The sequence below is a fragment of the Actinocorallia aurea genome, from assembly GCF_054783995.1.
In genome coordinates this window covers 1-16,794 of the sequence record NZ_BAAGPQ010000023.1, presented here as the reverse complement: position 1 = coordinate 16,794, position 16,794 = coordinate 1, and the positions used below count along the sequence as shown (strand labels likewise).

The following is a 16,794-nucleotide window of genomic DNA, read 5'->3' as shown; positions in this document are numbered from 1 at the left end:
TACCGCCGCCTCTGTGGCTCGGTCCGTCACGCCCTACTTCCTCTCTTCCGGATAGACGAGTCCCGGGTCGCGCAGGTACAGGGCCGCATGTTCGGCCCTTGCCCGCAACCGGGGAAGATCATCCCCCGAGACGTTGACATGTCCGATCTTTCGGCCGGGGCGGACGCCCTTGCCGTAGAAGTGGATCTTCATGCCGGGGTCGTGCGCCATGACGTGCTCGTAGCGCTCGAAGATGTCCGGGTCCTCGCCGCCGAGGAGGTTGCCCATGACCGTCCAGGGGGCGTTGCCGTCGGTGTCGCCCAGGGGAAGGTCGAGGACGGCGCGCAGGTGCTGCTCGAACTGGGTGGTGACCGAGCCGTCGGTGGTCCAGTGGCCCGAGTTGTGCGGGCGCATGGCGAGCTCGTTGACGACCACGCCGGTCTCGGTCTCGAACAGCTCGACCGCGAGCAGGCCCGTGACGCCGAGTTCCTCGGCGATCCCGAGCGCGAGCTTCTGGGCGAAGGCCGCGGTCTCCTCGTCGAGGCCCTCGGCGGGCGCGACGACCTCGACGCAGATCCCGTCCTCCTGAACGGTCTCCACGACCGGGTAGGCGGCGCCCTGGCCGTGCGGGGAGCGCGCGACGAGCGCGGCGAGCTCCCGGCGGAAGGCGACCTTCTCCTCGACCATGAGCGGAGTGCCGCCGGCGATCGCTCCGTCGACCACCGGGGCTGCCTCTTCGGCGGAGCGCACGATCCACACGCCCTTGCCGTCGTAGCCGCCGCGTGTGGCCTTCAGCACGGCCGGCCAGCCGTGCTTTTCGCCGAACGCCGTGACATCGTCGGTCGAATGGACCGCCGCGTACGCGGGGCAGGGCGCGCCGAGCGCGGACAGCCTCTCGCGCATGACCAGCTTGTCCTGGGCGTGCAGCAGCGCGGCCGAGCCCGGTCGGCAGACGACGCCCGCGGCCTCCAGCGCCTGGATGTGCTCGCCGGGCACGTGCTCGTGGTCCCACGTGACCACGTCGCACCCCTCGGCGAAGGCCATGAGATCCTCCAGGGACGTGTGGGACCCGATCCGGACGTCGGCGCACACCTGTGCCGCCGACTCCTCCGGGTCTCCCGCGAGCACCCGCAACCGCACACCCAGCGCGATCGCGGCCTGCTGCGTCATCCGGGCGAGCTGACCGCCGCCCACCATCCCGACAACCGGCATCTGACCTGGACTTCTCACACCGAGCAGCTTAGTGGGGCGAACCTATGATGTTTGACGGCGGTCCGACGATCATCGGACATAGGGGACTCGGCGGAGGGGCCGGGGAGAACACCCTCCCGTCCCTGCTGGGGGCGGTCGAGGCGGGCCTAGGCTGGGTCGAGATCGACGTGCAGCGGACGGGCGACGACAGGCTCGTGCTCGCGCATGATCCCGTGGGGGAGGACGGCTCGTTCCACGTCGACGGCCTGGCGGGCGAGCGGCTGACCTTGGAGGAGGTCTTCGCGGCCCTGCCCCCAGAGGTGGGGGTGGACGTGGACGTCAAGACCATCCTGGAAGACGCCCTGGACCCGCGCACGGCGCCGCTTCTGAAGGAGATCCTCAAGGAGGAGGCTCGGCGGCGGCCCCTGGTCGTCACGAGCTTCGACCCGTCAGTGCTGCTCGCTCTCGACGGGACGGGCATCCCGCGGGGGCTCCTCACCTGGCTGTGGTTCCCCATCGGGCACGCGATCGCGTCGGCGTCAGGGCTGGGGTTGGAGGCCGTCGCCCTGCACACCGCGTCTTGCGACCCGACCCCTAAGGCCCGGCCTTTCGCCGAGTGCGTGGACGTCGCCCACAAGGCCGGCCTGGAGGTCGTCGTGTGGACCCCCAAGCCGGACGCCCTTGAGGGCTACCTGAGCGCGGACGCCCTCGTCGTCGACGACGTCCCGGGCACCCTGCGCGCGCTAGGCCGCTGAGCGTTAGCGGGGGGCGTTGGTGAAGGCGCGGAGGTTTCCGTCGAAGTCCTCGCCGGTGACCAGGACGTGGTCGGTTCCGGGGAGCGGGTCCACGTCCCACCGATGGTCGACGGCCACGGGCGGGGCCACCTGGGTGAGCGCGCCACCGGTGAGGGAGAACAGGCCCATGGAGCCGTCATGCTGGTCGATCTGCTGGGGAAGCCAGAACCCGCCTCGGCCGTCCTCGGCGACGGGGACGCCGTCGGCCTGCACGGTCGTCCACGCCGAGCCCGTCCAGTGCAGGAGCGTCGTGGGGGAGCCCTGGACGTACTTGGCGAGGATCCACGGGCCGTCCACGTCGGCGGTGGCGTAGGGGGTCGACTGCCAGGCGGGGTAGACGAGGTCGCGTCCGTAGCCGGCCGGGTAGGGGACCGTCGTCCACGCCGCGCCGTCCCACAGCGCCAGGCCGGTGTCGGTCGCGGTCCAGCCGGTGGCCGGGCCGGTCGGGTGGAAGGTGTGACCGCCCGTCCCGGCGGGCAGCGCGAGCGGCGTCCATGCGGCGCCGTCCCAGTGCCGGACCCAGGTGTCGCGCGCCGCGTCGACGCCGGACGCCCACGCCTCGCCCGAGTCGTAGGACTCGATGGCCCCGATGTGCGAACCGAGGTCGTACCCGGTCCAGCCGGGGCCGTCGACGAAACGGTAGGCCATGCCGCGCTCGGTCATCCACAGGCCGCCGGAGTCCGCGGACAGGTGCCGGAGGCCGCCCTCCGCGCTGGTGGAGGTCGGGCCGTCCAGCTGGACGAACTGCGTGCCGGTCCAGCGGCCGATGTAGGCGTAGTGCCGCCTGCCGCTGAGTGGACCTGTGCCGTCGATGATCGTGCCGAGGGCCCACACCTGCCCGTGGCTCACCTCGATCTCGTTGAGGGTGCCCTCCTCGGGAATGCCTTCCGGCTGGTGGCTCTTCCAGCCGCGCCCGGTCCACTGCTGGAGGACCGGCCGGGGCGCACGCTGCCAGAGGAGGATGGGCGGCAGCGGCGGGTCCCACGGCCCGACCTGGACCGTCAGCAGCCCCTGGTACCCGACCGCCCACGCCTCCGCGGGCCCGACCGCCTCGACGTCGAGGAACGACCTCGACGGCGCCGTGAACACCGGCGCCTGGTTCCGCCACACGTCGTCGGCCGAGGCCGTCCCCGGCACCCCCGCCAACCCGATTCCCACGACCACCGCCGCAATTCCGCGCGCGACCCACATGAGCACTCTCCTCTCGTCAGCGGAGAGGCCACCGAACCGGCCGAGGCGGAGCCGACCCGCCTCATCCGCGTCTCCCACTCTCAAATCCCGCGGGCCCCGAGGTCTTGTCCCTTCCTGACAATTCTCGGAGAACAATTCTTCCCCCACTGGACCATCCCGCCCGTTTCGTAAATTGACATTCCGCGCTTAATTGTCCAACCACCCTGCTGAAGCCCCCCGCCCCGGAAACGACGAAGGCCCGCCCCTCCCGATTCCGAGAGAGACGGGCCCGCGTCCGTAACGCGGTCGCCGCTGACGCAGCCCCGCCCGCCAACCGCATGAACGCCCGCCTGCTCAACCCGAGCACGGGCCCCTCCGGGTCCTTGAATTGTGGATGGGCCATGTCCCGTAGATAAAGCAGCTGCTCTCGCATTACTTGAGGGCCGCCGATCGGGCGACGGAGGGCCGGCTCGTCGATCACCGCGGACTCCGCGACGCGCTGACGGCCCTCCTCACCGCGATGCCCGAGCCGTTCGGCGGAGCCTCCTGACCCGGAAGGGGGCCGCCCCCTATTCGGCGGGAAAGAGCAGTTCGGGTTCCTTCAGGATGTCGCGCCCCAGCACCGCCAGGTACACCTCGTCGACGCTGCCGTAGGACGCGTCGACGAGGTCCAGCCCGAGCCGGGCTACCGCCGCCTCGACCGAAGCCCGGTCAGGCCCCTCCACCTCAAGGAATGTGGGCAGGCCGGGCCACGTGTCGAAGTCGTAGGCCACCCCGTCGAGCACCCATTCCTCCCGGTAGTTCTCCTGATACCTCTCCGCCCTGAACCCCATCGCCTCAAGCAGCCCTCGGGTCTCCCCGAACCCCGAGACGACGATCTCCGCCTCCAGGATCTTCTCGATCCCCTCCCCGGCGGCGCTCACCTCCTTGTACGTGAGCGTGACCTTCTCCCCCTGGTCCCGCAGCCGCAGCCAACCGCCCTTGGCCGCGATCTCGTCGTTCTCGAACACGATCCGCCGCATCAGCGTCCGCCCCATGGTCCGGGCCGCGCCCCACTCCCGCAGCCGCCCGATGACGGCCTCGGGGTCGATGTCGCGGAAACGCGCCTCGTATTCGGTCCGCACAGTGGGCTCGCTCTCGTCCGAAGGTCCTCGAAGGCATCCATTGAACGCGAAAGGGGTCCTCTCCGTGGTGGAGAGGACCCCTTTGAGGCGCGGCCGGTGCTACTTGAGGAGCTGGCGGGCCATGACCATGCGCTGGATCTGGTTGGTGCCCTCGTAGATCTGGGTGATCTTGGCGTCGCGCATCATCCGCTCCACCGGGAAGTCCGAGGTGTAGCCGTAGCCGCCGAGGAGCTGCACCGCGTCGGTCGTCACGTCCATGGCGACGTCGGAGGCCAGGCACTTGCAGGCCGACGACACGAAGGTGAGGTCGGGGATCTTCTCGCCGTGCATGGCGCGCTCGGACTTGATCGCCGCGTGGTAGGTGAGCTGGCGGGCCGCCTCCAGCTTCATCGCCATGTCGGCGATCATGAACTGGAGGCCCTGGAACTCGGCGATGGGCTTGCCGAACTGCTTGCGCTCCTTGACGTACCCGATCGCGTAGTCCAGGGCGCCCTGGGCGATCCCGAGGGCCTGCGCGGCGATGGTGATGCGGGTGTGGTCGAGGGTCGCCAGGGCGGTCTTGAAGCCGGTGCCCTCCGCGCCGATCATCCGGTCGGCCGGGATCCGCACATCCTCCAAGATCACCTGACGAGTGGGTGAACCTTTGATGCCGAGTTTCTTCTCCTTCGGCCCGAAGGACACGCCCGGGTCGGACTTCTCGACGATGAAGGCGGAGATCCCACGCGCCCCGGCGGACGGATCCGTCACGGCCATGACCGTGTAGTACTCCGAAACGCCCGCGTTGGTGATCCACATCTTGGCGCCGTTGAGCACATAGTGCGCACCGTCGCGCACGGCGCGCGTGCGCATGCCCGCCGCGTCGGACCCGGCCTCGGCCTCCGACAGCGCGTACGAGAACATCGCTTCGCCCCGGGCCACGGGAGCCAGGTAACGTTTCTTCAGTTCTTCGGATCCGGACAGAAGCACGGGCACTGTGCCGAGCTTGTTGACGGCGGGAATGAGCGAGGACGAGCCGCACGCGCGCGCGACCTCCTCGATCACGATCACCGTCGCGAGCGCGTCCGCCCCGTTGCCTCCGTAGGCTTCGGGGATGTGGACGGCCTGGAGGTCGTTCTCCCGAAGGGCGTCGAACGCCTCCTGGGGGAAACGTGCCTGCTCGTCGACCTCCGCCGCGAACGGGGCGATCTTGGCGTCGGCGAGTTCGCGCACGGTCCGCCTGAGGAGCTCGTGCTCTTCGGAGGGTGCGTAGGCCGGGAAATCGCTGCTCATGGGGCCATGCTACCCGTCGGTAGAATTCTTAAGGAGAAAGATCGGTGGCTCTGAAGCTCACGGTCATCGGTGCCGGGTATCTCGGTGCCACGCACGCCGCGTGCATGGCCGAGCTGGGTTACGAGGTGCTGGCGCTCGACGTCCTGCCGGACCGGGTGGATCGGCTCGCGGCGGGGGACCTCCCGTTCTTCGAGCCGGGCCTGCCGGAGGTGCTCCAGCGGAACCTGGAGAACGGACGCCTCAGGTTCACCACGAGTTATGCGGAGATCGCCGAGTTCGGCGACGTGCACTTCGTCTGCGTGGGCACACCGCAGAAGGCCGGCGAGTACGCGGCCGACACCTCCTACCTCGACGCCGCGATCACCGCGCTCGCCCCCCTGCTGACCCGCGACTGCCTCGTCGTAGGCAAGTCGACGGTCCCCGTGGGCACCGCCGACAGGCTCGCCGCGATGCTCTCCGAGCTGTCCCCGGCGACCGGAGCCGAGATGGCGTGGAATCCCGAGTTCCTGCGCGAGGGCTTCGCCGTCCAGGACACCCTGCACCCGGACAGGCTCGTCGTGGGCGTCCGGTCGGCGCGGGCCGAGGAACTGCTGCGCGAGGTCTACACCCACCAGATCGCCGAGGGCATCCCGTTCCTCACCATGGACTTCCCGACGGCCGAGCTCGTCAAGGTCTCGGCGAACGCCTTCCTCGCCACCAAGATCTCCTTCATCAACGCGATGGCCGAGGTCTGCGAGGCCACCGGCGCCGACGTGACCATGCTGTCCAGGGCCCTGTCGCACGACGACCGGATCGGCGCCAAGTTCCTCGGCCCCGGCCTCGGCTTCGGCGGCGGCTGCCTGCCCAAGGACATCCGCGCGTTCATGGCCCGCGCCGACGAGCTCGGCGTCGACCAGGCGCTGTCGTTCCTGCGCGAGGTCGACGCGATCAACATCCGCCGCCGCGTCCGGATGGTCGACCTCGCCCGCGGGCTGCTGAACGGATCGTTCCAGGGCAAGAAGGTCTGCGTCCTCGGCGCCGCGTTCAAGCCGAACTCCGACGACGTCCGCGACTCGCCCGCCCTCGACGTCGCCGCAGTGATCAGCGAGCAGGGCGCCGCGGTCACCGTGTACGACCCCGAGGCGCTCGACAACGCCCGCAAGGTCCAGCCGACCCTCGACTTCGGCACCTCGGCCCTGGAGGCCGCCCAGGACAGCGACATCGTCCTGCTGCTCACCGAGTGGCGCGAGTTCCGCGACCTCGACCCCGAGGTCCTCGGCTCCCACGTCGCCGCCCGCAACGTCGTCGACGGCCGCAACGCACTCGACCCCGAGGTCTGGCGCGCCGCGGGCTGGACCTACAAGGCCCTGGGCCGCCCGTAAGGGCCACGGAACGAGAAAGGACCGGGCGCCCTGCGGCGCCCGGTCCTCGTGTCGGAAGGGGGGGTCAGTCCTTGGTGATGCCCAGGCCGGGCGGGCTGGTGAGGAAGCCGAGGCCCCACGAGATGTGCATCGTGGCGTAGACGAACGGCAGGAGCAGTTTCGCCTTCAGCGGCAGGCCCTGGGAAGTCAGGACGGTGCCGCCGACGGGGATGGCCAGGAAGTAGCCGACCGGGAGGATCCAGCCCGCCCAGAACCCGAACAGCCCGGCGATCGTCCCGGCGATGATCCCGAGGACGGCCAGCGGCGGCGCGAGGTAGCGCAGGTTGAGCGTGCCCTGGTGCTCGCGGCCGACGACCCGCCGCCACCGCCCCGTGTAGAAGAACTGGGTGGCCAGCGTCTTCAGGTTGGGCCGGGGGCGGTAGGTGACGCGCATCTCGGGCGTGAACCAGATCTTGCCGCCGGACTGGCGGATCCGATGGTTCATCTCCCAGTCCTGGGCGCGGACGAACGTCTCGTCGTACCCGCCGACCCGTTCCAGCGCGCTGCGCCGGAACGTCCCGAGGTAGACGGTCTCGACCTCGCCGGCCTCACCGCCGGTGTGGAACCTGGCGTTGCCCACCCCGAATTTGGAGGTCATCGCGCGGGCGACGGCCTTCTCGAAGGCGGTGACGCCCTGGGCGTCCATGAGGCCGCCGACGTTGTCGGCGCCTTGGGAGTCCATGGTCTGGACCGCGATGCGGACGTAGTTCGCGGGGAGCAGCGAGTGCCCGTCGACCCGGACGATGATCGAGTACTGGGACGCCTTGATCGCGATGTTCAGCCCGTTGGGGGTGCGCCCCGTCGGGTTGCGGGTGACCACGATCCGGGGATCGGTCTGCGCCAGGGACGCGGCGATCCTGTCGGTCTTGTCCCGGGACGGGCCGAGCGCGAGGACCAGCTCCAGCTCCCCGGGATAGTCCTGGGCCATGATGTGGCGCACGGCGTCCGCGAGGTGGCGTTCCTCATTGAGCACCGGCATGACGACGGACACGGCGGGCCACGTCGTGCGCGGCTCGCCGTCAGCGTGGAGAGGCAGATTCATGACGGCGCCACGGTAACGTATCCAGCCATGTTCATTGGCCACGAAAGGGCGGTCCCACCGTTCTTCGGGCCGAAGGCGGCGCCTTAACGGACGCGTGTGAAGGGGGCTTCGCATGGCCGAGGACGACCCGATCGAGCAGTACTTCCGACCGCGCCCAGCAGGCGCGGAGGGCCCCGGGGGCCCGGTCGCCGACGACAGCGGAAGCTGGGACGCGGTCGCGGTGGACGACGACCGAGCCCAGAAGGTCTCGGTCGCGCCTCCCCGCTCCGGAGGCCGCCGCGCCCGCGGCGCGGTCTCGGCGCGCGCCGCGGTGCGCCGCCGTCGCCTCGTGGCGATCACCGCCGCGGCCTCGGCCCTGGTGCTGGTCGGATCCGGCGCCGGATGGGCGTTCCAGGAGTACTTCAAGGGCAAGGTCCAGACCCTCGACATCGACGTGGCGGGAGACGGCGCCCCGCACGGCGCCATGAACATCCTGCTCGCCGGGGTCGACAAGCGCGACGGCATGAGCGCCAAGGACATCAAGCGCCTCCACCTGGGCAAGGAGGCGGGCGCCCGCTCCGACACGATGATGGTGGTGCACGTCTCGGAGGACCACGACGAGGTCACCATCGTCAGCCTCCCGCGCGACACCCTCGTCACCATCCCCGCGCACAAGGACGCCCGGGGGGAGCGGGTCGGCGCGGCGCAGGGCAAGCTCACCTGGGCGTACGCCTTCGGCGGCCCGCAGCTGATGAAGGACACCATCGAGGACGCCACGGGCATCCGCATGGACCACGTCGTCGAGGTGGACTTCGCCGGGTTCCTCAAGGTCGTCGACGCGGTCGGCGGCGTCCAGATCTGCACCCCGCAGGCCATCGACGACAAGGCCAGCGGCCTCAAGCTCACCGCGGGCACCCACCACGTCGACGGCGCGACGGCGCTGGCGTTCGCCCGGGCCCGGCACGGCCTCGGCGAGGACATCGGCCGGATGCAGCGCCAGCAGGAGTTCCTGTCGTCGCTGATGAGCGCGGTCATCGGGAAGCTGAAGGACCCGACGCGCAGCGCCGCCGTGCTCGGCGCGCTCCTGGAGTCGGTGAAGGTCGACCCGGGCCTGAAGAAGAACCTCGACTCCTACGCCGACCAGTTCAAGGACGTCTCCCTCGGCGACGTCCGCTTCGCCAAGGTCCCGATCGACGACCCGGCCGGCACCGCGCAGCTCGGCGGCATCGCCCAGTCGGTCGTCGTCTGGGACGACTCGGCGGCCTCGCGCATGTTCCAGCGGATCGACGACGACCTGCCGCCCGTCGAGGCCGCGCCGGCCCCGACGTCCACCGCCAAGCCCCTGACGGTCGCGCCGGAGGACATCAGCGTGATCGTCCGCAACGGAGTCGGCACCGAGGGCCTGGCCCGCAACGCCACGGACGGCCTGCTCAAGGCGGGCTTCAAGAAGGCGTCGTGGGTGATCGGCGTGGTGCAGCGCAAGGACACGAAGTCCACGGTGATCCGGTACGGGCCGGCCCGCGCCGACTCGGCCCGGACCCTCGCCGCCTCGATGCCGTCCGCCAAGCTCCAGAAGGTCGACGCGCTCGGCACCGGGATCGAGATCGTCGTCGGCTCGGCCTGGGCCAAGCCGAAGAAGGTCGAGATCCCCGGCGCCGACGCCGAGAAGGTCGAGACCCGCACCGCCTCGGACAACCTCTGCAAGAGCTGACGGCCGGGTCCTTCGAGTGCCCGGCCGTCAGGCCCGTGTGCGCGCCTGACGGCTCAGGCGTTCCGGCCTGAGCGGTACTCGGCGGCGAGGTGTTCGGCCACGACGAGGTCCAGCGGGGTCGTCACCTTGAGCAGGGCCTCGTCGCCCTCGACCACGGTGATCGGGACGTCGGGCAGGTAGCGGTGCACGACGCCGCAGTCGTCGGTGGCGACGAAGGCGGGGTCGGCCAGCGCCAGCTCGTACGCGCGGCGCAGGGTGCCGAGCCGGAAGCCCTGGGGGGTCTGGAACCGGGCGAGCGACGCGCGCGGCGGCATGTCGGCCACCCGCCCGTCCGCGACCGAGACGACGGTGTCGGTGACGGGCAGCGCCACCGCGACGGACTCGTGCGTCTCCAGGGCGGCGAGGCACCTGCCGATCACGTCGTGCCCGACGAAGGCGCGGGCCGCGTCGTGGAAGAGGACCCGGGTGTCATCCGGCGCCCCGGCGAGGATCTCCATCGCCTTGAGCGTCGAGGCGGTCCGGGTCTCGCCCCCCTCGACCACGCGGATCCCGTGCGGCGCGCACAGCTCCTCGGCGGCCTCGAGATGCCCGCTCGCCATGACGACGATCACTTCATCGAGGCCTTTGCAAGAGGCGAACGTCTCGATCGGATAGGCCAGGAGAGGACGGCCGCCGACCCGGATGAGCTGCTTCGGGATGCCCGCGCCCACCCGCTGCCCGATTCCGCCCGCCAGGATGACACCTGCTGTTTTCACCTGGTACTCCTCCGTTTCTGTCCCGTTCACCCACTAGGCTGGGGGCTTTCCGGACTACCTGCCGTGTGTTGGAGGCTGCGGGTGACGTTCGTGGTGCTGGCCACCGAGCCGGGCGACCCGACAGCCGAGCTGGACTTCTCAGCCGGAACAACCGTGCTCGACCGGCTGCTGGGGCAGCTGGCGGCACTCAAGGTAGCGGACGTGCGTGTCATCGCACGGCCGCGGGCCGCTGAGGTGCTGCGCAAGAACGCCCCAGAGCCCGGCGGGCCCCAGATCATCGAGTCCGCGGACGTCGCGAGCGACCTGCTGGAGATCGGCAGGCTGGCCCGTGCGAAGGGCGAGATGGTCCTCGCGCACGGCGATCTCGTGGTGAGCGGCGAGCTCCTCGACCGCCTCTTGCGGGACAGGACCACCACGGCCGTCACGGCCAAGCAGGTGGTCACCGGGACCCGACCGGCCGTCCGGATCGCCGGGCGCCGCGTCGTCTCCGCGGGCTCCCGCCACCACCAGGTCACCGACCCGACCGGGACGTTCCGCGGCCTGCTCAAGGTCGTGGAGAGCCAGGCGCTGGCCGACGTGTGCGAGCGGCTGACGATGCTCGTCGACATGCTGCCCGAGGTCGAGCCCGTCAGGATCCTCGGCCGGGATCGCGCGAAGAGCCTCGACGTCTTCGTCGACAACACCGCGCGGGACGAACTCGACAAGTCGGTCCGCCAGCACCGGGGCCTGGGCACCACCGCCCCTGCCGAGCCCGACACCCTCGCGCTCGTCCTGGTCGGCCTGGTGCGCTCCGGCGTCCGGGTCACCGCCCGCAACGTCGACGTCCTGGTCTGCGAGCGGGTCCTCGACCCCGCGCAGGCCGAGGCGGCCCGCGCAGCCGTCGAGGCGGTCGACGAGGACAAGGTCCGGCTCGACGCGGCGGTGAAGGGCGACGACGGCTGGTTCACCACCTACTTCGTCTCCACCTACTCACGCTTCATCGCGCGCTGGGCGGCCCGCAGAGGGCTCACCCCCAACGCCGTCACGTGCATCTCCATGGGCACCGCGGCCATCGCCGCCCTGTGGTTCGCCGACGGCTCCCGGCTCGGCCTGGTCCTCGGCGCGATCCTGCTGTACTTCGCGTTCGTCTTCGACTGCGTGGACGGGCAGGTCGCCCGCTACACGAGGCAGTACTCCACCCTCGGGGCCTGGCTCGACGCCACCTTCGACCGCGGCAAGGAGTACCTCGCCTACGCGGGCCTGGCCGTCGGCTACGGCGCGACCCACGGCGGCGACGTCTGGGGCCTGGCCTGCGCGGTGATCATCCTGCAGACCTGCCGGCACATGGTCGACTTCAGCTTCGCGGTGCACAAGGGCTCGGTGCCGCCCGCGCCGATCCGCGAACTGCCCCTCGACGTCCCCGACGACAGCCTGCTCGACCCGGCCCCCGCGTCGCGGCACGCCGCCCCCCGCAAGGGCCTCGGCATGCTCGCGGTCCGCGTCTCGGCCGCGCTGGAGAACATCCCCGGCGCCCGCTGGGGCAAGAAGATCATCATCCTGCCGATCGGCGAGCGCTTCGCCCTGATCGCCCTGACGGCGGCCTTCTTCGACGCCAAGGTGACCTTCCTGGCCCTGCTCGCCTGGGGCGGCCTCGCCGCGGCCTACACCCTGTCCGGACGGATCCTGAGGTCCCTCGCATGACCGCCGCCACCACCGACGCCGCCGAGCTGCGAGCCCACAAGCGCGCCGCCGAACTCCGCGCCTACCGCGACGACGGGCCCATCGCCCGCGCGCTCGGCCAACTCGCCCGCGGCCAGCTCCCGCCGCTCGCGCCCGTGCTGGTCGCCGCGGTCCTCACGGTCGTCTCGCTCGCGCTCGGCGCCGGCATCGGCGAACTGCCCGCGCTGCTCGCGCCGGTCTCGCTGCTGCTGCTGGCCGGCCCGTCCTCCACGCACCCGCACGGCGGCCGCCTCGACTGGCTCGTACCCCCCCTGATCAGGGCCATCGAGTATGGTTACCTCGCCGTCCTGGGGTTCGCCCTGGACGTGCCGGAGCCGCTGGTCTACACGCTGCTCGCGGTGCTCGTCTACCACCACTACGACACCGTCTACCGGACCAGGCAGAACCTGTGGCCGCCCGAATGGGTGTTCCAGGCCGGCCTCGGCTGGGACGGCCGGATGCTGATCGCCGCGCTCGCCGCGGTGTTCGACGTCACCACCCCCGTCTACGCCGCGCTGGCGCTCTACCTGGGCGTCCTGTTCGGCTGGGAATCCGTGCGCACCTGGGTCGAGACCGACAAACGGACCGGCAAGGGCGCAGAAATCGATTTGGAAGAGGAGGCCGGCGCATGATCGGCATGATTCTGGCGGCGGGCGCGGGGCGTCGGCTCCGCCCCTACACCGACACCCTGCCGAAGGCGCTGGTGCCCGTCGACGGCGACACCACGATCATGGACATCTCGCTGAAGAACCTCAGCGAGGTCGGCCTGACCGAGATCGTCATCGTGGTCGGCTACTGCGCGAACGCCGTCGAGGAGCGCAAGGCGGGGCTGGAAGCCAAGTACGGCGTCACGATCACCCTCGTGCACAACGACAAGGCCGAGGAGTGGAACAACGCCTACTCCATGTGGCTGGCCCGCGAGCACTTCGCCAAGGGCGTCCTCATGGTCAACGGCGACACCGTCCACCCCGTCTCGGTCGAGAAGACCCTGCTCGCCGCGCGCGACGCGGGCCGCAGCCCCGGCATCCTGCTGGCCGTCGACGACGTCAAGAAGCTCGCCGACGAGGAGATGAAGGTCATCCTCTCTCCCGAAGGCACCCTGGAGCGGATCACCAAGCTCATGGACCCGGCCGAAGCCGCCGGCGAGTACATCGGCGCGACCCTCCTGGAGCCCGAGGTCGCCGAAGCCCTCGCCGACTCCCTCAGGGCCACCTTCGAGAAGGACCCCGACCTCTACTACGAGGACGGCTACCAGGAGTTCGTGAACCGCGGCAACGCCATCGCCGTCGCCCCCATCGGCGACGTGTCCTGGGTCGAAGTGGACAACCACGAGGACCTCGCCAAGGCGCGGGAGATCGCATGCCGCTACTGACGCGGATGCTGACCGCGCCGCTGTCTATCGACGTGCGGCGCGGTGCGATCGCGTCCCTCGGCGAACTGCTCGCCGACCGGCGGATAGCCACCGAGGGCCGCGTCGCGGTCGCCGTCGGCCCCGGCCAGGGCGACGTCATCTCCGCGGACATCCGGCCGTCGCTCGCCGACTGCGAGGTCTTCCGGGTGCCCGGCGGAACCGTCGACGCCGCCGTCCAGCTCGGCAGCCAGCTCCGCGGCGGCACCTACGAGGCGGTCGTGGCGATCGGCGGCGGCAAGACCATCGACGCCACCAAGTACGCCGCGACCCTCGCCGGGATCCCCATGGTCTCCGTCGCGACGAACCTCTCCCACGATGGGATCTGCTCGCCCGTCGCCTCCCTGGAGCACGAGAAGGGCAAGGGGTCCTTCGGCGTCGTCATGCCGATCGCGATGATCGTCGACCTCGACTACGTGCGGGCCGCCCCCGAGCAGCTCGTCCGCTCCGGCGTCGGCGACGTGGTCAGCAACCTGTCCGCGGTCGCCGACTGGGAGCTGGCGCACGCCGAGACGGGCGAGCCCATCGACAGGCTCGCCCTGACCGTCGCCAGGACCGCCGCGGAGGCGCTCATCTACCAGCCCGCCTCGATCGAGTCCGACGCGTTCCTCACCGTCCTCGCCGAAGGCCTCGTCCTGTCCGGCATGGCGATGTCGTTCGCCGGATCGTCCCAGCCGGCCTCCGGCGGCGACCACGAGATCCTGCACGCGATCGACCGGCTCTTCCCCGGCACCGGCAACCACGGCGAACTCGCCGGCGTCGGCGCCCTCTTCTGCCACTTCCTGCGGCGCGAGTACCTCGGCGAGGACCCCTCCCGCGCCCAGATCGTCGCGGACTGCCTCGCCCGGCACCTGCTCCCGCTCACCGCCAAGGACGTCGGGCTGACGGCCGAGCAGTTCGCCAAGGCCGTCGCGTTCGCCCCCTCCACCCGGCCGGGCAGGTACACCGTCCTGGAGTACCTGAACCTCCCCGAGGGCGAGATCCTCGCGGCCGTGCACAAGTACTTTCAGGAGTTCGGAAGCTGACATGCCAGCCAGGAGCTACACCCTCAGGGAGATTCGCGAGAAGGGCCAGCCCCCCGGCCTGAAGGAGCGCCGCAACGAGGAGCACTGGGCGGGGCGGCTGTACGCGCGCTCGGTCTCCCCGTACCTGACGTGGCTGCTCCTGCGCCTGGGGCTGTCGCCGAACCAGATGACGTACCTGATGATCCTGTGCGGGATCGGCGCGGGCGTCGCGTTCGCGGTCGGGACGGGAATCCTCAGCGCCGTCATCGGGGCCGTGCTCGTCCAGCTCTACCTCGTGCTGGACTGCTCCGACGGGGAGGCCGCCAGGGTCACCGGGCGCACCTCCATCACCGGGGTGTTCCTCGACCGGCTCGGGCACTACTTCTCCGAGGTCGCCATCCTCGTCGGGCTCGGCTTCCGCGCGCAGGCGCAGGCCGGATGGGCCATGGCGGAGGGCGGCTGGTGGGTGACCCTGGGCGTCGCCGCCGCGCTGGGCGCCGCGCTGATCAAAGCCGAGACGGACAACGTCGTCGTCGCCAGGGCCAAGGCCGGGCTGCCGGCCGACCCCGAGGGCGGAGACCGGGCGCTGCGGCCCACCTCCACCTGGCTGGCGCTGGCCCGCCAGGCCGCTTCGCTGCTGAAGTTCCACCGGATCATCGGCGCGATCGAACTCTCGCTGCTGATCCTCATCGCGGCGATCCTCGACAAGGTGCTCGGCCTGCCGGACGTGCCCGACGCGTACGGGTGGTTCTCGTACGTGCCCGCCGAGGAGGTGGCCGACGGCGTCTTGTCGATCGGTTACACCGGCCCCATCTGGTCGGTGACACGCGGGCTGACCGTCGCCGTCTTCGCCGTCGCCGTGGTGCAGACTCTGCTGCACTTCGTGAGCATCGTCGCCTCGCGGCGGCTGAAGTAGGCGCGGCGGCCGGAACCGGCATCTGAAAGAACAGGCGCGCAGGCGCTTGGAGCAAGGGTCCGGGCCCAGGTCCGGGCCGGAAGAAGGGAGGGGTGTCCGGTGACGCTCTCGTTCGTCGTGCTGACGATGGGGAACCGCCCGGTCGAACTCGACCGGTCACTGCGCAGCGCCCTCGACCAGGAAGGCGTCGACGTCGAGATCGTCCTCGTCGGCAACGGGGTCCCCGGGGACTGGGAGGCGCCGATCGCCGACGACAGGATTCGGACCTTCCCGCTGCCGGAGAACCTCGGCGTGCCTGCCGGACGCAACTTCGGCGTCCGGGAGACCAAGGGCGACATCGTCGTCTTCCTCGACGACGACGGGTACTATCCGTCCCTCGACCTGGGCCGGCGGCTGGAGCGGATGTTCGCCGAGGACCCGAGGCTCGGGATCGTCTCCTTCCAGGTGAAGGACCCCGAAGGCGGGCCAGGGCAGCGCAGGCACGTGCCCCGGCTGCGCGCGGGCGACCCCGAGCGCTCGTCGGAGGTGACGACCTTCCTCGGCGGCGCGTCCGCGATGCGCAAGAGCGCGTTCGAGGCGGGCGGCGGCCTTCCGGAGAACTTCTTCTTCGCGCACGAGGAGACCGACCTCGCCTGGCAGGCCATCAACGCCGGATACCGGATCGTCTACGACGCCGAGTCCGTCATGTGCCACCCGGCGACCCTCGCGACGCGGCACGCGAGCTTCTACCGCTACAACGCCCGCAACCGCGTCTGGCTGGCCAAGCGGAACCTTCCCTGGCCGATAGGAATCACTTACCTGGGCGTCTGGGTGGGCATGACGGTGCTGCGCGAGCGCAAGCCGGCCGCCCTCAAGCCGTGGTTCAAGGGCTTCGCCGAAGGCTGGAAGAACGACGCCGGTCCGCGCCGCCCCATCAGCTGGAGCGCGGCGTGGCGCATGACCAAGGCGGGCCGCCCGCCGATCATCTGACCTGCTCGGCTGATCCGTCCTGCTGAGCTGATCTGTGCCTTCCCGACGATCCGGGTCGTGCCTTCTCCGGAAGGCACGACCCGGTTTTGTTGTCCTTGTCCCTGCTTGTTCATGGTTTCGGGGTGGCGATCTTCGCGTTCCGGGCGCGGGCGCTGCGGGGCTGGGGTAACTTAGCCGGGTGCGTCAGGCGCCGGAAGGCTGCCGAGCCGCGACCGGGCACCCGGATCTCGCTGAGATTCGGAGCAGGTTCGCAGGTTTGGTTTGACGGACTCCAGGGGAGAGCGTAGAGTTCTCTCTTGTGCCCAACCGGGTGCGGGACGCGAGAACGGTCGAAAGACCGACGCGGCCGGCCGGTGGGTAAATCGCCAGGAAAATGAAGCAGTGC

General features: G+C 70.5%; 16 protein-coding genes. 9 read left to right on the top strand and 7 right to left on the bottom strand.

The genetic code is table 11. The features are described from left to right. Positions 1-33: 33 nt before the first annotated feature. Positions 34-1,191 carry a 5-(carboxyamino)imidazole ribonucleotide synthase gene (locus ACYVOM_RS26345; RefSeq protein ID WP_460306190.1) on the bottom strand — a complete coding sequence of 386 codons (1,158 nt, stop codon included), beginning with the start codon at positions 1,189-1,191 and terminating at the stop codon, positions 34-36. Between the two features lie 44 nt (positions 1,192-1,235). Here ACYVOM_RS26345 and ACYVOM_RS26340 point away from each other — a divergent pair, with 44 nt between their 5' ends. Continuing rightward, a complete protein-coding gene (locus tag ACYVOM_RS26340; protein WP_460306189.1) occupies positions 1,236-1,925 on the top strand; it encodes a glycerophosphodiester phosphodiesterase in 690 nt (229 codons plus the stop codon). A gap of 3 nt (positions 1,926-1,928) precedes the next feature. Here ACYVOM_RS26340 and ACYVOM_RS26335 read toward each other — a convergent pair whose 3' ends face one another. The 4 genes from ACYVOM_RS26335 to ACYVOM_RS26320 form a co-directional block, all read right to left on the bottom strand. After that, the gene (locus ACYVOM_RS26335; RefSeq protein WP_460306188.1) at positions 1,929-3,155 is read right to left on the bottom strand and encodes a hypothetical protein; all 1,227 of its coding nucleotides are present in this window, start codon (positions 3,153-3,155) and stop codon (positions 1,929-1,931) included. Between the two features lie 61 nt (positions 3,156-3,216). Next, positions 3,217-3,615: a Scr1 family TA system antitoxin-like transcriptional regulator gene (locus tag ACYVOM_RS26330; protein ID WP_460306187.1), complete on the bottom strand. Its 399-nt coding sequence runs from the start codon at positions 3,613-3,615 to the stop codon at positions 3,217-3,219. 88 nt (positions 3,616-3,703) lie between these two features. Then, positions 3,704-4,258 (bottom strand): class IV adenylate cyclase, encoded by a 555-nt coding sequence (locus ACYVOM_RS26325; protein WP_460306186.1) that lies wholly within the window; start codon positions 4,256-4,258, stop codon positions 3,704-3,706. Positions 4,259-4,357: 99 nt separating this feature from the next. Further along, on the bottom strand, positions 4,358-5,527 hold the full coding sequence (locus tag ACYVOM_RS26320) for an acyl-CoA dehydrogenase (protein WP_460306185.1): 1,170 nt from the start codon (positions 5,525-5,527) through the stop codon (positions 4,358-4,360). Between the two features lie 44 nt (positions 5,528-5,571). On the opposite strand from ACYVOM_RS26320, the gene ACYVOM_RS26315 reads away from it, so the two are divergent. After that, the gene (locus ACYVOM_RS26315; RefSeq protein ID WP_460306184.1) at positions 5,572-6,888 is read left to right on the top strand and encodes a UDP-glucose dehydrogenase family protein; all 1,317 of its coding nucleotides are present in this window, start codon (positions 5,572-5,574) and stop codon (positions 6,886-6,888) included. A gap of 64 nt (positions 6,889-6,952) precedes the next feature. Here the strand turns inward: ACYVOM_RS26315 and ACYVOM_RS26310 are convergent, their stop codons facing one another. Next, entirely contained in the window at positions 6,953-7,969 is a 1,017-nt protein-coding gene (locus tag ACYVOM_RS26310; RefSeq protein WP_460306183.1) for a glycosyltransferase family 2 protein, read from the bottom strand. A gap of 112 nt (positions 7,970-8,081) precedes the next feature. On the opposite strand from ACYVOM_RS26310, the gene ACYVOM_RS26305 reads away from it, so the two are divergent. Then, on the top strand, positions 8,082-9,659 hold the full coding sequence (locus ACYVOM_RS26305; RefSeq protein WP_460306182.1) for an LCP family protein: 1,578 nt from the start codon (positions 8,082-8,084) through the stop codon (positions 9,657-9,659). Between the two features lie 53 nt (positions 9,660-9,712). On the opposite strand, the gene ispD is transcribed toward ACYVOM_RS26305, so the two are convergent. Beyond that, a complete protein-coding gene (gene ispD / locus ACYVOM_RS26300; protein ID WP_460306181.1) occupies positions 9,713-10,414 on the bottom strand; it encodes a 2-C-methyl-D-erythritol 4-phosphate cytidylyltransferase in 702 nt (233 codons plus the stop codon). Positions 10,415-10,495: 81 nt separating this feature from the next. Here ispD and ACYVOM_RS26295 point away from each other — a divergent pair, with 81 nt between their 5' ends. The 6 genes from ACYVOM_RS26295 (at position 10,496) to ACYVOM_RS26270 (ending at position 16,409) form a co-directional block, all read left to right on the top strand. Then, positions 10,496-12,094 carry a CDP-alcohol phosphatidyltransferase family protein gene (locus tag ACYVOM_RS26295; protein ID WP_460306180.1) on the top strand — a complete coding sequence of 533 codons (1,599 nt, stop codon included), beginning with the start codon at positions 10,496-10,498 and terminating at the stop codon, positions 12,092-12,094. Beyond that, positions 12,091-12,744 carry a DUF5941 domain-containing protein gene (locus ACYVOM_RS26290; RefSeq protein ID WP_460306179.1) on the top strand — a complete coding sequence of 218 codons (654 nt, stop codon included), beginning with the start codon at positions 12,091-12,093 and terminating at the stop codon, positions 12,742-12,744. Before ACYVOM_RS26295 ends, ACYVOM_RS26290 begins: the two co-directional genes overlap by 4 nt. Further along, positions 12,741-13,484 (top strand): phosphocholine cytidylyltransferase family protein, encoded by a 744-nt coding sequence (locus tag ACYVOM_RS26285; protein WP_460306178.1) that lies wholly within the window; start codon positions 12,741-12,743, stop codon positions 13,482-13,484. The genes ACYVOM_RS26290 and ACYVOM_RS26285 overlap by 4 nt, the downstream gene beginning before the upstream one ends. Continuing rightward, the gene (locus ACYVOM_RS26280) at positions 13,472-14,545 is read left to right on the top strand and encodes an iron-containing alcohol dehydrogenase family protein (protein WP_460306177.1); all 1,074 of its coding nucleotides are present in this window, start codon (positions 13,472-13,474) and stop codon (positions 14,543-14,545) included. Before ACYVOM_RS26285 ends, ACYVOM_RS26280 begins: the two co-directional genes overlap by 13 nt. A gap of 1 nt (position 14,546) precedes the next feature. Then, positions 14,547-15,440, top strand: coding sequence for a CDP-alcohol phosphatidyltransferase family protein (locus ACYVOM_RS26275; RefSeq protein WP_460306176.1), 894 nt, complete (start codon positions 14,547-14,549; stop codon positions 15,438-15,440). A gap of 99 nt (positions 15,441-15,539) precedes the next feature. Next, positions 15,540-16,409: a glycosyltransferase family 2 protein gene (locus tag ACYVOM_RS26270; RefSeq protein ID WP_460306175.1), complete on the top strand. Its 870-nt coding sequence runs from the start codon at positions 15,540-15,542 to the stop codon at positions 16,407-16,409. The last annotated feature ends 385 nt before the right edge of the window (positions 16,410-16,794 follow it).